Raw genomic sequence first — 18796 nt, forward strand, 5'->3', positions numbered from 1 at the left:
AGTTTAAAAATTAAAGATTAAAAATTAAAGTTTCAGTCAGATGGATTGGTGACCTGTTACTTTAATTTTTAATCTGTTTACTTTAATTTTCGCCTACTTTTTGTCGTCGACCACTTCGAAGTCGGCGTCGACTACGTCGTCGTCGTCCTTGCCTGCGGCGGTTGGGTTGCCAGCGGTGGACTCAGCACCTGCGGCTTCGGCGGCAGCCTGTTGGGCAGCGGCCTGTTCCTCAGGCGACATGTTGGCATACATGTCCTGAGCGGCAGCGGCGAAGGCTTCCTGAAGCTTGTCGTGGGCGGCCTTGAGTTCGTCGGAAGAAGCTTCCTGGTTTTCTAGGACCTTCTTGGCGTCGGCAAGGGCGGATTCGATCGGGCCCTTCTTGTCAGCCGGGAGCTTTTCGCCAAGTTCCTTAAGCTGCTTTTCGCATTGGAAGACGAGGCCGTCGAGCTGGTTACGTGCTTCCACGCCAGCCTTGCGTTTCTTGTCTTCTTCGGCGTGGGCTTCGGCGTCGGCCTTGGCCTTTTCGACTTCTTCCTCGGAGAGACCGGTGCCACCGGTGATGGAAACCTTCTGCTCCTTGTTCGTGGCCTTGTCCTTAGCGCTCACGTGGAGGATGCCGTTGGAGTCGATGTCGAAAGTGACTTCGATCTGCGGCACGCCACGGGGTGCGGGCGGGATGCCATCGAGGCGGAAGTTGCCCAAAAGCTTGTTGTCGTTCGCCATCGAGCGTTCGCCTTGCAGTATCTTGATGTCCACCGCGTTCTGGTTGTCAGAATAGGTGGAGAAGACCTGAGACTTCTTGGTCGGAATTGTGGTGTTGCGCTCGATCATCGGTGTGGCGACGCCGCCTGCGGTTTCAATCGCGAGGGTCAGCGGGGTCACGTCGAGCAGGAGCACGTCCTTGACGTCGCCCTGAAGAACGCCGCCTTGGATGGAAGCGCCAATGGCGACCACTTCGTCCGGGTTCACGCCCTTGTGCGGCTCCTTGCCCGCGAGGCCCTTGGCGATCTCGATGATCTTGGGCATACGGGTCATACCACCGACGAGGACGAGGTCGTTGACTTCGCTCATGGAGACATCGGAGTCTTCGAGGCACTTCTTGAACGGCGCGATGGTGCGCTGGGCAAGGTCGTCCGTCAGTTGCTCAAGCTTGGAGCGACTGAGGGTGACGTTTAGGTGCTTCGGGCCGGTGTCGTCTGCGGTGATAAACGGCAGGTTAATGTCGGTCGATTGGCTGGAGGACAGGGCAATCTTGGCCTTCTCGGCTTCTTCCTTCAGGCGCTGCTTGGCCATCGGGTCAGAAAGAAGGTCGACGCTGCTGTCGTTCTGAGTTTTGAACTCGGCTGCGAGCCAGTTGATGAGGGCGCTGTCCCAGTTGTCGCCACCCAGGTGGGTGTCGCCATTGGTGGCCTTCACTTCGAAGACGCTGTCGGCGATTTCCAGAATGGAGATGTCGAACGTGCCGCCACCGAGGTCATACACGGCGATGGTTTCGTCGGACTTCTTGTCGAGGCCATAGGCGAGGGCAGCCGCGGTCGGTTCGTTGATGACGCGGAGCACTTCGAGGCCGGCGATCTTGCCAGCGTCCTTGGTGGCCTGACGTTCCGGGTTGTTAAAGTAAGCCGGGACGGTGATCACGGCCTGGGAAATGGTTTCACCCAGGTAAGCTTCGGCGTCAGCCTTGAGCTTGCCGAGGATCATGGCAGAAATTTCCTCTGGAGCGTATTGCTTGGTCTCGCCCTGAACGGTGACTTCGATCTGTGCATCGCCGTTCTTGCCTTCCACTACCTTGTAGGGAAGGTGCTTGGCTTCCTCCTGAATTTCGGAGAACTTGCGACCAATGAGGCGCTTCGCCGAGAAAATGGTGTTGTTTGGGTTGGTGATGGCCTGGCGCTTCGCGGCCTGGCCGACAAGGCGCTCGCCGTTCTTTGCAAATGCAACCACGGATGGTGTGGTGCGCGCGCCTTCGCTATTTGGGATCACGACCGGTTCCCCGCCTTCCATGACGGCCATGCAGGAATTAGTCGTGCCTAAGTCGATGCCTAAAATTTTACTCATGCCGCTTCTAATGCAATCGCCGTGCCTTTAAACTGAATAGTTCGCAAAGTGCTTTCCTTCAGTGAAATATAAAAATAGTCTGCGTAAATGTCCCACTGGGCACCCGCCTTAGGTGGCGCAGTCTGTCACACCTGTCACACCAGATGTGCGCCATGGCACAGTGACATATTTGTGTTTTGGCCTAATTTCCGCTTGTATTCATGCATGCTAGTGGGTCTTATCACATAAAATGGTTTCTCGATTTTTCGTCTTTGTCTTCTTTTTTGCCACGGTTAGTGTGGTGGCTTACCACCCTGCGGACTTGGATCAAAATGCGCATATATCCGAGGCTGAGCTAGACACTTATTCGCTTATTTGGCGGCACGGACTGAACTGGCCAAATCCCTCAGGTCAGATGATCTCTGTTAATCAAGTCACCTTGGCCGCTAAGATCGTTTGGGATTATGGCGGGTATTATGACCCAAATTCCTCTAGTTCCTCTGGTATTATGGTAATCGATTTTGGTGGACTAATTGAACCTTACTATTTGTATCAGCCTGCCCGCGTGAGAATCTTCTCGAATCCTCCAGGGCAATGGACTGCTTGCGCTTATGAGGAAATCCTGCCGGTGGGATACGGTGCCGAAGTTTACCAGGAAATTGCTCGTGGGGACCTTGAAGCCGTAGAGGATTATCGCGAAGATCTGAATTTAGCTGATATCACGATCACCCAGCTTAGTGGCCAGACTGTGGTACGCGCTGGACCTTTTAAGAAGGGCTATGCTCCGGTGCAGTACGCGCTTGTCTTAAATGACCGCGAATTGCCCACCAATGCGGATTTTCTTGGTTGGCAATCATACGATGGGGTTGTGCGGTATACCAATTTTCGCCATATCCGTAATTCCATTCTCAGGGAGTATCCTTCTAAAAATGATTGGGGCGTATATGATGATTACGCCGATATTAGGATGCCTGATGTCGATCTGGCGGCCGATGAAAACAATGACGGCGTCTCTAATCTCCAGTCTTGGCTCGCGACTGGAAATCCAAGCAAATCATATGCTGGGTTTGAACCGCGCGTGATGCCGAGTTCCGAAGTAGACAACCATTCTGTGTCCATCGTTTTCTACCGTACGGTTGAGTCTAAATTTGTTGATGAATACTTCCTCTGGAGTCCAAACATGAAGTATTGGATTGCTACTCCTGTCGATCATCTCGTGCGCAAACGGAGCTTGGATAAAGGTAGCGCCATGGCCTACAAAGCTATCATCAGCCGCAACACTGAGTCTGAAACTGCCTACTATCGAATGATGGCGCGTGAATATTTTCCCCGGACTTGGGTCCCCTCAACATATTCATATGTGACGCCTTATCGTCAGTTTCAGCAAGATTATCAGGGATCGCTAAGCAATATTCTACTTGTGCTGCTGAGCATCTCGAATGACCAGTTCGAAATGGAAGTTGCTGCGCCGAAGTCTGTGATGTTCGATGTAGAAGGTGTTAATATAGAAACCGTTAATGGCGACCCCGTCTCGCCTGAGCGCTATGTTAAAATATCTCCTTCGGGCAATGGACCAATCGTCGTTCGGCGTGAGAGCGATGAGGTAAGCGTAACTGGTGGCCCTTACACGCTGCAAATCGACAGTGGTAGTGTGAAGCAGTTTACGTTGCCAGTCGAACCCGCTCAATAGAGCCTATTTTGGCCTGAGGTCAGCTTGGCTACAGCTGTTTTCTGGCTCGCTTTGGCCCCTTATGTCAGCCCAAGGTCGCGAGAAAAAGAAAGACTACGAGGCGCTGCAGTCGCCCTTCATGCGGATCCCGCAGATGAAGACGCCGTCGCAATGAGCTGGCTACCGGTCGGCTGGAGCTGGAAACCAAGGCCTTACAGTGTCGATCTGGAAGGGAGTAACCACGCCCACTGAGGGCGGCGTGACTCACAAATCCGCTTTAAGCTTTCTTTATCATCCCTGTTTTGCAATGTATCCGAGTCATATGAGCGAGTTTCCTCCGGTAGTCGTGATCAACCTCGAACGTGCGCCCGATCGTCGTAAAATGATGGCGGAGCACCTCGACGCTATGGGGATTTCGCATCGATTTCTTGCCGCCGTGGATGGCAAGCAACTAACGCCCGAACAGCAAAAACAATACTCCCGGACCAAAACCTTCGTGCGACTGAACCGAGATCTGCACCCGAATGAAATCGGCTGCGCGCACTCGCACATCAATGCCTGGCGTGAGGCAGCGGCAGCGGACCGCGAGGTGCTGATCATGGAGGACGATATCCGGCTCCATGATGATTTTCGCCGGGTTGTGGAAACGCGTGAACAATGGCTTCCTGCTGATTGGGACGTTGTCAATCTCGCCCATGACATCGCCAAACCAGTTGACTTAAAGCCGTGCCCGGTGGCGGACTTGTCCTACAAATCGGTTTGCTCGTTTGAGGGGGTGGTCGGCCGCGCTGCCTGTTATCTGGTTCACCCGGAGTCCGCCAAAAAACTGGTCGAGTGTGCCCTGCCAATTGCGATGCCGGCCGATGACATTTTAGGAGACGCCTCCGTGAACGAACTGAACATTTACGGCATCGAGCCGAGAATCGCAACTTGGCGCGATGCGGAGGAATGCCCGTCAAATATCTGGGCTGGTGCCAAAATGGACAGCTTCACCGAGGAGTCCCGCTCCAGTGGCGTAGGTTTGCTGATGCGCGTCTTCACCCGAATCCACCGGACATTTCGAAAATAACATTATGGCTCAGGCTAATCGCGAACGGAAAAAAGACTACGAGGCACTGCAGTCGCCCTTCATGCGCATCCCGCAGATGAAGATCGACGTCGCACGCGGGCTGCTGAACATCGGCGTTACGCAGATTTACCACTTGGAAGGGCGCTCACCGGAGTCGCTCCTCGCCGAGATGGAAAAGGCCAAGGCCGAGCTGCGAGACGACGTCATTGCTTACCTGCGTATGGCCGTTTACTTCGCGGAAAACCAGCCACCCGACGCCAGCAAGCTCTACCCAACGGTGTGGATGTAGTGAGCCGTGGTGCCTAACGAAGTAGCACAGGCATCTTGCCTGTGCCTAAATCGACGATTTATAAAAGCTGGAGTAGGGCACCGGTGCCACATCTCGCTAACCGCGCTTCACCGCTTTGGAGATATCCAGCGCGGCTTTCAGGTCGATGGCCTTTTCGTAGATCGCTTTGCCAATGATGACGCCGCTAAAGTTCGGGTAGCGGGGGGCCAGGTCGGCGTAGTGAATGACATCGTGGATGTCGGAAACGCCGCCTGAGGCGATGACGTTGCAGTCCACGGCGGACCACATTTCCTTCATGCCTTCGTAGTTCGGGCCGCGCATCATGCCGTCGGTGGCGATGTCGGTGTAAATGATGTGCTGGATGCCCGCAGCGGCGACTTCCTGCGCGAGCTTGATCGCAGGCATATCGGTGACGTCCACCCAGCCATGCACGGCCACCTTGCCCTCGCGGGCGTCGATGCCGACAGCCACCTTGTCGCCGAACTCCTTGGCCATTTGCTTAACGAAGTCCAGACTCTCGCAGGCGCGGGTGCCGACTACGACGCGGGACACGCCGCCGTCGATTGCATTGCGGATGTCCTCGATCGAGCGGATGCCGCCACCGAACTCCACCTTCAGGCCGAGTGCAGCAATTTGCTTGGCGGCTTCGATGTTGGCCGGCTTTCCGGTGAAGGCACCGTCGAGGTCGACGACGTGCACCCATTCGGAGCCGGCGGCCAGGAATTCCTTGGCCGGATCAACCGGGTTCTCGTAATACTCGGTCTCTTGATCGGCCAGGCCTTGGAGCAGGCGCACACAGTGGCCGTTCTTGATGTCGATTGCGGGGAGAATTGTCATAAAACAACTATGAGAGCTCTTCCTCGTGGCTCAATCTATTCTTTTCGGGAAAATTCTGCCGGATAGACGTTTTTTTGAACAGAAGGAAGCAAAGGGAGCAAAGGCTGAAAGGCAGCTTATGAAAATCACGCGAAGCCCCAAAGACCCCAAGTTTCTTCACATACGAAATTCCTTTGGGTCTTTGGGGCTTGGCGTGAGAAAAAAACAGTGGAGTGGCTTTGCGCTCTTTGCTTCCTTCTGTTCAAAAAACTACGTCCTGCCAGCTTTCCGTTCTTTCCTGACCTGAGCATGTCGAAGGTCCGATCTTTCTGTTAAAAATTTTCAGTTGGTTTCGTTCGCGACTTCGATTAGCACTGATTTCATGCCGAAGAAAAAAGCGAAAACCACGAAAAAGAAAACTGATACCTTCACCCCGCCGGAATTTTTGGTCGACCTGCTGACTGCGCGTTCGCCGTCCGGATTTGAGCAAGAGGCTCAGGCCGTGCTGGCCAAGCACGTCGAGCCCGTGGCCGAGATTTTTGAAAAGGATGCCCTTGGCAACCGCTACGCGACGATCAACCCTGAGGGCGACCCCGTCCTCATGCTCGCCGGCCACATGGACGAGCTGGGCCTCATGGTGAAATATGTCGATGACAACGGCTTCGTTTATTTTGACCCGATTGGCGGCCATGACCCGATCATGATCTCCGGTCGCCGCGTTACCATCATGACGAAAAACGGCGACGTAAAGGGCGTCACCGGTAAGCGCGCCATCCACCTGATGTCTTCGGAGGATCGCAAGAAGGTGCCCGAGTTTCACGACATGTGGATCGACATTGGTGCCAAGTCCCGGGACGAGGCGCTGGAGCGTATTTCCATCGGCGACCCGATGGTTTACGACATGGGCTTTGAGCTGATTCATGGCACCGTCGGCACGGCGCGCGCGTTCGACGACAAGTCGGGCTGCTACGTGGTCAACGAAACGCTCCGTCGCCTGGCGAAGTCTAAGAAAAAGCTGGCGGCCAAGGTGGTCGCGGTTTCGACGACGCAGGAAGAAATCGGCACCCGCGGCGCGACCACATCTTCCTACAAAGTGAACCCGCACCTCGGCATCGCGGTGGACGTCGGCCACGCCACCGACCATCCGGATTGCGATCCGCGCAAGCACGGTAAGCAAGTGCAGGGTGGGGGCCCAATCATTGGCCGCGGTCCGAACATCAGCCCGTTCATTTTCGAGCGTCTGGTGGAGGTTGCCGAGAAGAATAAAATTCCGTATCAACTCGAGTCCGAGCCCAAGCCGACGCCAACCGACGCCCGCGCGATTCAGATGGCCCGCGAAGGTGTGGCCGCATCGATCATTTCGATCCCGCTGCGCTACATGCACACGCCGAGCGAAGTCGTCGATCTACAGGACATCGAATACACCGTCCAACTGCTCGTCGCTTTCGCCGAAAGCCTCAAGAAGGGCGAACACGGCATCTGGTAGGCAGCGTGCCGCTGCACTCTTAGATTTGCGCATGGCGCAAATGATTTTCGCGGCTGGCTTCACTGAGTGGAGTCAGCCGTTTTTTTATTCGCTGACCGCGCGCCAGCGGACGTCTTCGAAAGTCGTCGGGCTTTGATAAGAGCCGATGGCGAGCGAGCAGGTATCCGTGGTAGGCGACCATTCCCAGGGAAACACCACGTCCAGTCGGCGGCCTTCGATCAGCGTGCGGATGTATTCCTGACCATCGATGAACACGGTAACGGCTTCAGGTCGCACCTGCACGAGCAGCGTGTATTTCGTGCCGTTGTTGAGGGGGAAGATGAAGTTTGGCCCATTCCGCAGATCGACGCCGTTGAGGCTTTGCACGCCGGACAAATGATCGTCCCAGCCATCGACATCCACTGAGCCCACGCTGCCATTGGCGGCGAAGAAAAGCGCAATCGAATAGCGGCCCGACATCCGGGTAAACTCCAGCTCCACGTCGTAGGCGGCGGGCATGGACTGCCTCAGCGCCAGGATCGCGATGTCGCCATTGCTCTCGGCATAGCCGTTGCCGAGTTGCCAATGTCCGGAAACCAGACGCTGGTCCGGGTTGTTGTTGTTGAGCAATGGCTGCCATGGTCCGACTTCAGGCGAGGCAGGCGCTGGCGCGGGTTCGATCGAGCGTGCTGGGGCTGATGCTTCGGGCGTGATTCGGGCGCTTGGTTGAGCCGGGGCAGCCTCGACGGTTGGCGCCTTCGGCTTCGACCAAATCGCAAACACCAAACCGCAGATCAGGGCAATCACTGCAAGGGCAATTAGACGACCGAACTTAATCGGTTGGCCCGACTTTGCCGTCAACGCCGTGGCAAATGCTTCAGCGGATTGCGGCCGCTGGGCTGGGTCGGGGCGGAGTGCAGCCATGATCAGCTGACTGGTCGCTTTGGGGATATCCGGCCGCGCTTCATGGGGCGGCGCAAAACTGCCGCGTGGAACCTTGCCAGTCAGCAATTCGTAGCCGATGACGCCCAGAGAATAGAGATCGCTGCGCAGATCGCAGTCCGCGTTATACAAGACCTCCGGCGCCATGTAGTCGACGGTGCCAACGGTGGAGCCGGTATGCGTCAGCCGCGTGGTCTGCTGGTCCATGGGCAGGGCCAGCCCGAAGTCCGTCACCTGCGCATGGCCATCCTGGGAAAGCAGCACGTTTTCCGGTTTGATGTCGCGATGGGCGACGCCGGCGGCATGCGCGGCGGAGAGGGCCTGGGCAATTTCCCGCAGCCATTGAATTCCGTTCTCGAGCGGGACGCCTTGCTTGTGCTGGTCGATCTGATCGCGCAGATTGCCGCCCGCAACATACGCCATGACGATGGTTGCCGAGTAGTCGCTGGTCCGCTCGAAGTGGTGAACCGTCACAATGTTGGGATGGCTCAACCGCGCCATGATCCGCGCCTCGCGCTCCAGGCGCTCCAGGATCGCCGGGTCGGCGTCCGCGTTGATCATGACTTGCTTGATCGCGACTTGTCGGTCGAGGCTTTGTTGGTTCGCCAGGAAAACCACGCCCATGCCGCCGCGCCCGATTTCGCGAATGATTTCATAGCCCGGTAACTCGGGCAACGTCGGCGCCGGCGCCGCGCCCTGGCCAATGAGCTTGGCGGGGTCCAGCCCGGCTAGGTGGGCGTGCGGCGATCGCTTGCGTTCGGGGTTACTCATGCGGGGGAAGTTAGTGGAGGCTCCGCAGGACCTGGGCGAGGTATTCGATCTCCTCATCGGCGTCGAATCCTTCCGGCTGCCCGATGGTCACCTCGGCTCGCAGCAGTTCGCGGAATTTGGCGCGCATGCGGTGCACGGCAATTTTAAAACTGCCCTCAGTCATCTTCAGCGGCTCGCCGGCCATGGCGTATTCTTCTGCGCTGCCTTCCTCGTTGAGAAAGCGCTTCATCGCCTCAAATTGATCACCCTTGCCGCGGTCGGCGTAGCTCAGCTCGAGTTTGGCGACCGCGTGGTTGAGCATCGTCAGCGCCCACTGGCGGTCGTAGAGGTGCTCGTCGCTTTCGCCTTCGATCTGCTGGTCCACATAGAAATTCTCCGCTTCCTCTCCGTCGAACGAAATGACTTTTCCGCCGCCCCGGCGCTCGGCGAGGTTTTTCTTCCGTTCGTCGTTGATGTGGCGATTGAGGATGGTCAGCAGGTAGGTGCGCAGCTTGCCGCGCTCGGCGTCGGCGTGATCGAGCAGCCGCTTTTCAATGACTTTTTGGAAAAAGCCCTGCACCATGTCTTCGGCGTCGGAGGCAGGCAAACCCTTGCGGCGGCACCACGCGTAAAGGGGAAACCAGTAGTCCTGGCAAAAGTCTTCCAGTGCCCGGCTGGCTTCCGGTCCTTCGCCACGCGCGCGCAGCACCATGCTCCAGCGCGTGGTGCGAAACTTCCGCATGTTGGCGTCGCTATCGGGCATTTAAGCGTCTCAAATTAAAAATCGCATTTTCTGTACGTTTTTTCGTAACCGGGCTTCAGGAAATTCCAATATAGATATGTGAAGAAACTCAGAACTGCTCTTAATTTTACATCTTTTACATTTTCGCTACTCATCGCCGCTACGGTGGGAGCGCAGGTTCCAGATGTCACGCCAGCCTTTCCGACGAACATCACGGGCACGCCGGGCACGCTCCTGTACCGCCAGATCGGGCTCAACCGTGTCACGAATATTGCGTATCACAATGGCTTCATCTATACGCATGAAGTTGGCGGTGGCAACCCTCGTCGCTGGTTGTTTACAGACATTAACGATCCTTCGACATTTACGATTCAGCAAACCGGCGCGGGCGTGGGGCCTTTCGCAGACCACGGCACGCATGGCCATTTTAAGGTCGGCGACTGGCTCGGCGGGCAGTTCGGCATGGAGATTCGCCGCCAGAGTGACGGCGTGAACGTCCTGCAATCGATGCCTGGTTTCGTCTACCTGGACAACACCGTCCTGCAGCCAGGCGACGGCATTTCGCGCATGTATTATCCGTGGGGCACGCCGTTTAACTGGATTCAATACGAGGCCTCGGTCGGCAATGGTTTTCTTTACCGCAATACGGATAAACTGATCGAATGGCCGGCGCTGGCGCAGCATGGCGTCGCGGGAAACTCGATCCTGCTGGGCAACCTGCTGCTCATCACCTCGGACGAGTCCGATATGGGCATCCTGGCCTACGATATTTCGCCGGTCTTCGAAACGCCGGCGCAGCCGCCGGTGCTGCTCGATAAGTTGTCCGGCGCCCTCGGTTCTTATATTGTCTCCCCCTGGGAGCACTACCTGGTGCTCGGACGTCGTTCGGGGCTGGTGGACATCGTCGACTTCAGTGACCCGACCAATCTTCAGCACGTGACGACCATCGACTGTTCCGGCGATCCGTCGCAGGATCTGAACAACGGCCTCGGCTACATTCAGTGTCAGGACAACTACGTGTTTCTCGACCGACATAAGATCGACATGGACACCTTTACGCCGGTCCTGGAGTTCGATGAAGTCGGCAATGACCGCCCGGCTGGCAGCATTGGCGGGCAGCTCGACACCAGCCAGCGCATGCTGCCGGTGGGTAACCTGCTCATTACCGGCGGCTACAGCGTCAGCGGCGCCGACGGTGTGGGCGTGTGGATTCACGACTCAGCGCCGGACACGAATCCGCCCTACGTGGGCTACCATGTGCCGCGCCCGGGGCAGACAAATTTCCCGCTCGGCGCGCCGATTAGTCTGCTGATTCACGAGACGCTGGAGTCCTACACGATCGTCAATGGCGAGTCGGTGATCCTGCGCCCGCTGGGCGGCGAACCGGTCGACGCTATTGTCAGCTTTTCTTACGACGACGTGCTCACCATCACGCCCGACGAATACCTGCTGCCCGACACGACCTACGAAGTGGAAATCGTTGCGGGCGGCATTAAGGACGTTTCGGGCAACGGCATCCTGCCGTACACCTTTACCTTTTCAACGGGCCTGGGGGTCGCGGGCGGCAACGCATCACCCGTCATCGCGAACTTCGACGCCTCGCCTTCGCCCGCGATACCTGGCAGCGAAGTAACGCTCACCGCGACGGCAACGGACGCCGATCTGGACGACATCGAATACCGCTTCGTGTTCGGCGATGGCGGCGCTGTGCGCGATTGGGATCCGTCACCCAGCGCCAGCCATGTCTATGCGGACGCCGGTCATTACGGCGTCAAGGTGCAGGTGCGCGACGTGCGCACCGGCACGCCACTGTCGACTGTTTCCGAAACCGGCACCGTGACGATTGCGCCAAACGCGCCCGCGACGATGCCGACGCACTCATCGCCCATTGCGCTGGATGATGTGTTCCACCAACTGTGGGTCGTGAACCCGGACAATAATTCGGTCAGCATTATTGATCCGGATGCGCGCACGCTCACGGAAGAGATCAATTTAAACACGCTGCTCGGTTTGGGCGGCAGCATCGATCCGCGCAATGTGGCAATCGATGGCGCCGGCAATGCATGGGTGACCTGCCGCGACGCCAATTGCGTGGTGGTGCTTGATTCCACTGGCGCACCGGTTGACGAAATCTTCTACGACTACGGTTACACGCCCATGGGGGTCGCGATCACGCCCGATGGCGCCACCGCATTTGTCACGCTGGAAGGCTCCGGCGAACTGCGCCGCTACGATGCCGCGACGCGCGCCGAAACCGGCAGCCTCGTCCTCGGCCCAATGCCGCGGGCAATGGCGATTACCGCGGATGGCGCGAGCGTGTTCGTGACGCGCTTTATCTCCGAGGAAAGCCACGGCGAAATCTGGGAAGTGGACGCCGCTGCCATGACGCTTGCCGATACGATCAACTTGCACCGCGACCGCACGCCGGATGGCGCATCGGGCGGACGCGGCGTGCCGAACTACCTCAGCAGCATCAGGATCTCGCCCTTGGGCGACTACGCCTACTACACCGCGGTGAAGGCGAACACTCAGCGCGGTCTTTATTTCGACCAAGGCGCCAATACCAACAACCCGCTCGACGCCGACAACACGGTGCGTTCCATCGTGGGCCGCATTAATCTGTCGAACAACAGCGAACCGTTCATCAGCACAGCGGAAAACTACCGTGTCGACATCGACAACAGCGACTCGCCAACGAGCATTATTTTCTCTCCGCGCGGCGACTACTTTTTCGTCGCGTTGCAGGGCAACAATCACTTCGCGGTGTTCGACGATTTGCTGGTGCGCGAGTTCCCCCGCGCGCCGACCTCGAAAACTTCGAAGGGCCGCTTCGCCACCGGTCTCGCGCCGCAGGGCCTGGTGTTCGATCCAGTGACGAGCCGAATCTTCAGCACGGACTTCATGGGCCGCACGGTGACGTCGCATGACTTGGAAGATTTCCTCAGCTTTGGCTCGCGCGCCACCAATCGCGTGGCAATTCCGAAGATTGCCAGCGAGGCGCTGGCGCCGGATGTCCTGCTCGGCAAGCAGCTCTTTTACAATGCGGCGGATGGGAGCGGCTTGACCTCGCTGCCCGACATGAGTCTGGAAGGTTACATCTCCTGCGCGAGTTGCCACGTGGACGGCTCGCATGACGGGCGCACCTGGGACTTTACGCAGCGCGGCGAAGGCCTGCGCAACACCACTGACTTACGCGGTCGTTTGGGCATGGGCCACGGCAATGTTCACTGGACAGGCAACTTCGACGAGATCCAGGATTTCATCCTCGATATCGTCAATGAGTTTGGCGGCGGCGAAGGCTTGCTGCCGGAGGGCGAGTCGCCGTATCCATCGCTGGGCGCGTCCAATGCCGGGCGCACCGCCGAGCTCGACGCGCTCGCGGCTTACGTGAGTTCGCTGGGCAATGAAACCTTGCCGCGCAGCCCGTATCGCAACCCCTATGGCACGCTGCGCTCAGCGGCGCTGCGCGGGCAGCAAGTATTCAACGACTTGAATTGCGTGAGCTGCCACACCGGCGCCGACCGCACCGATAGCACGGTGGGCGTGGCGAACTTGCACGATGTCGGCACGCTGCGCACGAGCTCGGGCCAACGTCTCGGCGGCGCCTTGACCGGCATCGATACGCCGACGTTGAACGGGCTGTGGACCACGGCGCCTTACTTCCACGATGGCTCCGCGCACACGCTCGATGAAGTGTTCCGCGTGGCGGGTGGCGACATCTACCAGGCCGAAAACGGAACGCGCAGTGGCGGCGCCTACCTGCCGGGCGGCCCGCGCATCAATGAAGACAGCTCCATCCATGGGCAGATGGTTTACATCAGTAATGGCCAAAGCGTGACCTTTGAGAATGTCGACGGTGGCGCCGGCGGATTGGGTGATTTGGAGCTACGCTGGATGATTTCGTTTTATGGATCGCCGGGCACGGTCACGGCCACGGTGAACGGCGTGGCTTACAACGCCACCGCCCAGCGGCCATTGGGTTTTGAGTCGTCGATGAACCACTGGTTCCGCCTGCGTATGGAAGATGTGATGCTGACTGCTGGCGCCTCGAACACGATTGTCGTGACCTGCACTGGCAATGAAAACGGCTTTGACGACATGACCGTCAGCACGGCTGATGACCGCGCCGCCGCGACTCACCGCAGCGCGCTCGCACTGGACGAGGAAGACTACGAAGCGCTGGTCCAGTTCCTCTTGCAGATCGACGGCAGCGGGAACGTCCAGCCGGCGAATCCGACGGCAGTTATCACGAGTGTGCAGGGCAATCAGTCGATGTTGCCTTACGCGGAGTTCGATATCGTATTTTCCGAACCGGTGACGGGCTTCGATTACGAAGACCTGCTCATCACCGACAACGCGGCGTCGACCATGGCCGGCTTTTACGCAATCGAAGAGGGCGTGCATTATCGCTTGCGCTTGTCGGGCTTTACGCAGGACGGGACGATCACCGTCGAGCTGCCGGCCGGCAGCGCACACGCCGAAGACGACAGTCTGCCGAACCTGGTGGCCGAGCTGGATCAACTGGTGCATGTGATGGCGGACGACATCGCGCTGCTGTCCGATGAGTTTGACGACCCGACGAGCATCGCGAACTGGCAGCGTAATTACATCGTCGAAGGCTGGGGCGAGGGCGCCAATAAACTCGAAACGTGGGACGTCGATGTTTCGCGCGATGGCCACATGCGCGTCATGCCTTACACCAGTGTTTGGTTTCAGAATTGGACGGGCGCTTATGCCTTTAAGGAAATCACCGGCGACTTCGTGGTAACGATGCGCTTGGAGGTCAACCGCCGCAACGGGCTCGCGGGGCGGCCAACGTCCAATTATAGCTTGGCGGGGATCATGGTGCGGACGCCTCGTGGCATCAGCAGCGCGGCGCCCACGCCGGACCCGGGCCCGAACGTTGTGCTCCCATGGCCTGCGCCGGGTGAAGGGCAGCCGAATCACTACACAACCGATTGGAATCGCGGCACGGAAAATTACATTTTCCTGTCCTGGGGCCATACCTCGCCAACGTTTGCGCCCGACGCGAGCCGCTGGTCCTGCGAAGTGAAGACCACCATCGACAGCGGCTCCACGCTCTATGGCTCGCAAAACGGCGTGCCCGTGGGCCACAACGAGGCGACCCTGCAAATCATCCGTCGCGGTTCGACCTTCCTGCTGCTGCGCCGTCATGGCGACGGCCCGTGGATCATCGAAAATCGTTTTGTCCGCAACGACATGCCGGAAACTCTCCAAGTCGGCCTGACCACCTACACCGACTGGGCAACCGCGAACACGCTGGAGGAATATCATCACAATCGCACGGTCATCACCGGCGGCAACCCCGACGTCGTGGCCGATGTGGATTACTTCCGCGTGCATCGTCCGAACCCGGCCATCACCGAAGAAATGCTGGCGGCGGTGACCACGACCGGTCAGTGGGGCAACCTCAGCTCGCTGACGCCAACCGCGCTCAACGGCCTGCTCGGCAGCAACTCCGACTATCCGGCGGATGGCGAAAGCTACGCGGTTTGGTTGGCGCGGCAGTTCACGCCGGAGCAATTGGCCGACCCGGAGGTCTTTCCGACACCACTCGAACACAGCGCAACGGAAGTGCCCGGCTTGCTGGGCTACCTGACGACTGGTGAGATGATCGACCGCCCGCTCGCGCCCTTGACCCTGAGCCTCGTGGGCGGTGTGCCGCAGATTGAGTTGCATCGCAACGCCATGGCCCGCGGCTACCGCTGGACCGTCGAGGCCAGCGACGACTTCACGATGTGGGAAACCCTCGCCGAGTCGATCAACGGCGCGGCACCCACCGGCCCTGGCTTCGTCAGCGAAGACCCCGGCGCGATCCGCATGGTCTACCTCGAAGACTCAACCGACTGGACCTCGCCACGCTTCTACCGACTGAATGTGGAGCCGGAGTAGTTGGCAAACACTTCCTAGATGGAAGCTAATTATCGGGATTTGCCTGTAACGCGGCGAACGCTTTGATCGGGAACGCATTCTTCTGCGTGCATTGCGGGATTTCGTTCAGCTTCGCCGCCAAGTCGAAAGGAGTGAGATCTTCCCGTGATAAGTTCCATTTCGCATTTCGAACCAGATCCACCATGATACCGCTTAGCTGGCGATTGCCCACTTTTGAGAAATGAACCGGGCTTAAATTGGGCACCATCAAAGACTCGAATACGAACTCAAATCCATTCTCGTACAGGCAATCTCGGATCGCTTCATTGGCTTGCTTGATAAACGCGTCATCATCGTTCACGCCCTTGCCGTAGAATGCCGCTGAAAGCATGCTCTTAGTATGCGTGAGCAGAATGTAGCCCGTTCGATTGGAGGTAAAGTAGTCCGCCGCCCAATCGCAAAAGTGGTTGGGGTTCGGTTCCAGTGTGCTCTCTGGCTTTTCATAAATTTTCTTCGCCAGTTTATGAGTGAGTCGATAGATCATGCGCTGGTATTGAAATGTATTAGTCGAGATCGGGGATCGCCTCTCGATCAACCAGTAGTTGAATCGAGCGCGCTTGACCCGGTGTGCGCTTGAGGTATCCGCCGGTTTCCAGCCGTTGCAGCATTTCACGGACGGTAGGCGCGGTGACTTCAAAATAGTCCTGCAAGTCTTTCTCGGCGGGAGCCTTGCGCTGGACCTTTATGTAATAATAAATGAAGGCGAGGTATTGGCCGTGCTTGTCGGTCAAAATAGCTTGTTGCGATGTAGCGGGTTTCTTCTTCGCCTTCGGCGCTTGCTTGGCGTCGTCCAAGCTCCAGATGAGCGCGCCGGATTTTTTTGCTTTTTGATAATCGGCGCGGAATGATTTGCTGTAGTTTTTGCCGAGGAGCACGGAGGTTGGCCTGAGCAGGCCATCGCATATCATGTGCCCGGCAAATGGGATCAAACACGTCTCCACCAGACTGTCGTATGCCAGCATTTCCTCCAGAGGAGTCGTCAGGGACTGAGCCGCATAGCATTGGCCTGATTCCATGTGGAGAAACGCGTCATGGTCGCGATAGGTTTTCAAATAGCAAAACTGTCCCCGCACGGCTTTTATGATAGCCGCCACCATCTCGTCGTCTTCGAATGCCGCCAATTCCGCTTGATTGAGCGTTGGCAACTGGGCGTGCATCTCATCTCGCGCGTCGACCCATTCCTCTAATGAGGCAGGGTTCTCGCTAAATTCTGATAGGAGGGCTTTGTAGCGGGTCAGGAATTCTACGGCAATCTCGGGTGAGATCATCAGTTTTAGCTAAATTGGTGAATGATGCGCTTGAGGTAATTCACGAGACCTTCGCTGAAGCCGTCCAGGTCTTCCTCGGTGAGCATGCCGAGGGTGCACATGCCAATGAGGTTCTCAGTCATGCAGGAACGCGAACGTTGGCCGAGCGCGTTCTCCAGTTTTTTCGCCTCACGCTCCATGGACTCAACCGTGCTCCAGAAGCACTCGGTCGGGCTTTTTGCCGCCTCCGTTAGCTGGCGGGCGAATTCGGCATTACGCTTGGCTAGGTATCGATCACGCAGCGGGTCGACGATGGCGCAGTAGTGTTTCCAATCAGATTCTTTGGGCTTGGGCATGGCTAATTAGAGTGGGTGAAGATCGCTTCAACTTTTCTGCCATTCAAAGTAAGGGTGCTGCAAGGTTCAAGATGGTTCCGTAAACTACTCTAGAGCATTTTTCATCTAAATTGGCCGATCAGGCCGCAGTGATTTTTCGTGTCCAGCAAGGCGGCTTAAGCGTAGCGCACTGGAAGTGCGTGAGCGAAAAGCCAACGAAGCTGACGCGGAAAAACGCTCGGTTACAGGCTTGGGGCCAGATTGGAAGGTCGCGGCGTTGGCATATCAATCACGGGCTTCCAGCCCGCTCAATCAATGCCGCCTTGCGCTGCTTCCAATCTCTTCCCCACCTGATTCGGCCAAGTTAGATGAAAAGTGCTCTAGTTCCATGTATGCCCGAACTACGACCGAGCGTGTGCTCAACATACGCCCGTGTGTTAGACCAACATACGCCCGAATATCAGGGCAACACAGGTAGCTGTTTTTATTGAAGCGTCGGCGACACTTCGGCTGAGCGTCGGCGATGCTTCGTTGAACAGTCGGCGACGCTTGGACCTACGGTCGCCGATACTTAGTGAGCCCTACTCGGCTCATTGCGACGCCAGAGCTGTCTGGCGCGATGCGGCTGCGAGGATGTTTTAAAGCGCGCATGATGGAAATTATTATGCCCATTCGCCGCCCCGGACGCAAGCATTCGCGCGCAGAAAGCGACGATTTTAGGCTCTAACTGCGTCGATCACCAGCGCGAGGGGATGCTTCAGCAAGGTATCCCAATAGCCGGGCGCGAACTCACCGAGGCGCGATTCGTCGATAATGGGGTTGATCAGTTGGACGTCTTTAAAGCCGGCGCGTTCGAGGGCGGCGCGGTATTCCTCGTTGGGGATGTAATAGTTTTCGATGCGGAATTCGCCATCGCTCGAAGGAAACACAAAGACGATCTTGGCGCCGATTTGCGCCTCGTCCTCCAGTTCGATTTTCGAGCCGTATTCCGCATAAACATCCTGCGGGTAGTGGTAGATATTGTTGTTCGTCGTGATCGTCACGAAACGGCCGCCGGGCTTCACGTGGCGCGCAATGCCGCGGCAGTAGGCATCGAGCTCGTCGATGGTGCGCGTGTAGGGCAGGAGGTAGGCGCTCATGGCGAGATCGTAGTCGAGCTGCGGGCCCTCCGCGGTGGCGTCCGCAACCTGGTAATCGATGCCGAGCGGCTGGCGTTGCTCTTCGGCGCGCGCGAGCTTGATCTGCTCTTCAGAAATATCCACGCCCAGCATTGAGGCCGGCCCTCTCGCCATGACCTTGCGCGTGTAGTGCCCGGAGCCGCATGCGAGGTCGACGACCTTCAAGCCCGTCACATCGCCAATCTGCCCGATGAAGGAAGGCTCCTCGATCATGTAGCGCCACGGGTCCTGCTTGGCTTCCACGTATTGCTTGGCGATCTGGTTGTAATCGGTCGACATGAAGCGAAAGTTAGGTGCCAGTCTGG

At 57.7% G+C, this 18796-nt stretch carries 14 protein-coding genes; 6 read left to right on the forward strand and 8 right to left on the reverse strand.

Going from position 1 to position 18796, the window contains the following annotated elements:
• Positions 1 to 93 precede the first annotated feature (93 nt).
• Positions 94 to 2058, reverse strand: a complete 1965-nt coding sequence (gene dnaK / locus O3S85_RS16735; RefSeq protein ID WP_269541933.1) for a molecular chaperone DnaK — start codon at positions 2056 to 2058, stop codon at positions 94 to 96.
• 229 nt (positions 2059 to 2287) lie between these two features.
• On the opposite strand from dnaK, the gene O3S85_RS16740 reads away from it, so the two are divergent.
• From O3S85_RS16740 to O3S85_RS16750, 3 genes are all read left to right on the forward strand, one after another.
• Positions 2288 to 3727, forward strand: coding sequence for a hypothetical protein (locus O3S85_RS16740; RefSeq protein ID WP_269541936.1), 1440 nt, complete (start codon positions 2288 to 2290; stop codon positions 3725 to 3727).
• Positions 3728 to 3923: 196 nt separating this feature from the next.
• Positions 3924 to 4775 carry a glycosyltransferase family 25 protein gene (locus O3S85_RS16745; protein ID WP_269541938.1) on the forward strand — a complete coding sequence of 284 codons (852 nt, stop codon included), beginning with the start codon at positions 3924 to 3926 and terminating at the stop codon, positions 4773 to 4775.
• 4 nt (positions 4776 to 4779) lie between these two features.
• Positions 4780 to 5064 (forward strand): helix-hairpin-helix domain-containing protein, encoded by a 285-nt coding sequence (locus tag O3S85_RS16750; protein WP_269541940.1) that lies wholly within the window; start codon positions 4780 to 4782, stop codon positions 5062 to 5064.
• 96 nt (positions 5065 to 5160) lie between these two features.
• Here the strand turns inward: O3S85_RS16750 and hisA are convergent, their stop codons facing one another.
• On the reverse strand, positions 5161 to 5901 hold the full coding sequence (gene hisA / locus O3S85_RS16755; RefSeq protein ID WP_269541942.1) for a 1-(5-phosphoribosyl)-5-[(5-phosphoribosylamino)methylideneamino]imidazole-4-carboxamide isomerase: 741 nt from the start codon (positions 5899 to 5901) through the stop codon (positions 5161 to 5163).
• 25 nt (positions 5902 to 5926) lie between these two features.
• On the opposite strand from hisA, the gene O3S85_RS16760 reads away from it, so the two are divergent.
• Together O3S85_RS16760 and O3S85_RS16765 are read left to right on the forward strand one after the other, a co-directional pair.
• A complete protein-coding gene (locus tag O3S85_RS16760) occupies positions 5927 to 6187 on the forward strand; it encodes a hypothetical protein (protein ID WP_269541943.1) in 261 nt (86 codons plus the stop codon).
• A 75-nt stretch (positions 6188 to 6262) separates the two neighbouring features.
• Complete coding sequence (locus O3S85_RS16765; RefSeq protein ID WP_269541944.1) at positions 6263 to 7366, forward strand: M20/M25/M40 family metallo-hydrolase; 1104 nt, start codon at positions 6263 to 6265, stop codon at positions 7364 to 7366.
• 84 nt (positions 7367 to 7450) lie between these two features.
• On the opposite strand, the gene O3S85_RS16770 is transcribed toward O3S85_RS16765, so the two are convergent.
• A complete protein-coding gene (locus O3S85_RS16770) occupies positions 7451 to 9058 on the reverse strand; it encodes a serine/threonine-protein kinase (protein WP_269541946.1) in 1608 nt (535 codons plus the stop codon).
• Positions 9059 to 9068: 10 nt separating this feature from the next.
• A complete protein-coding gene (locus O3S85_RS16775; RefSeq protein WP_269541948.1) occupies positions 9069 to 9800 on the reverse strand; it encodes an RNA polymerase sigma factor in 732 nt (243 codons plus the stop codon).
• 78 nt (positions 9801 to 9878) lie between these two features.
• Between O3S85_RS16775 and O3S85_RS16780 the strand changes: the two genes are divergently transcribed.
• On the forward strand, positions 9879 to 15692 hold the full coding sequence (locus O3S85_RS16780; RefSeq protein ID WP_269541951.1) for an Ig-like domain-containing protein: 5814 nt from the start codon (positions 9879 to 9881) through the stop codon (positions 15690 to 15692).
• A gap of 25 nt (positions 15693 to 15717) precedes the next feature.
• Here the strand turns inward: O3S85_RS16780 and O3S85_RS16785 are convergent, their stop codons facing one another.
• The 4 genes from O3S85_RS16785 to O3S85_RS16800 all read right to left on the reverse strand — a co-directional run bounded on the left by O3S85_RS16785 (position 15718) and on the right by O3S85_RS16800 (position 18770).
• Positions 15718 to 16215, reverse strand: coding sequence for a DUF6933 domain-containing protein (locus O3S85_RS16785; protein ID WP_269541952.1), 498 nt, complete (start codon positions 16213 to 16215; stop codon positions 15718 to 15720).
• A gap of 19 nt (positions 16216 to 16234) precedes the next feature.
• The gene (locus O3S85_RS16790) at positions 16235 to 16999 is read right to left on the reverse strand and encodes a LexA family protein (RefSeq protein ID WP_269541954.1); all 765 of its coding nucleotides are present in this window, start codon (positions 16997 to 16999) and stop codon (positions 16235 to 16237) included.
• A 5-nt stretch (positions 17000 to 17004) separates the two neighbouring features.
• Entirely contained in the window at positions 17005 to 17334 is a 330-nt protein-coding gene (locus O3S85_RS16795; RefSeq protein WP_269541956.1) for a hypothetical protein, read from the reverse strand.
• 695 nt (positions 17335 to 18029) lie between these two features.
• Positions 18030 to 18770: a class I SAM-dependent methyltransferase gene (locus O3S85_RS16800; RefSeq protein ID WP_269541957.1), complete on the reverse strand. Its 741-nt coding sequence runs from the start codon at positions 18768 to 18770 to the stop codon at positions 18030 to 18032.
• Between the last annotated feature and the right edge of the window lie 26 nt (positions 18771 to 18796).

Origin of the sequence: Cerasicoccus sp. TK19100 (assembly GCF_027257155.1) — a bacterium.
Taxonomy (GTDB): Bacteria; Verrucomicrobiota; Verrucomicrobiia; order Opitutales; family Cerasicoccaceae; genus Cerasicoccus; species Cerasicoccus fimbriatus.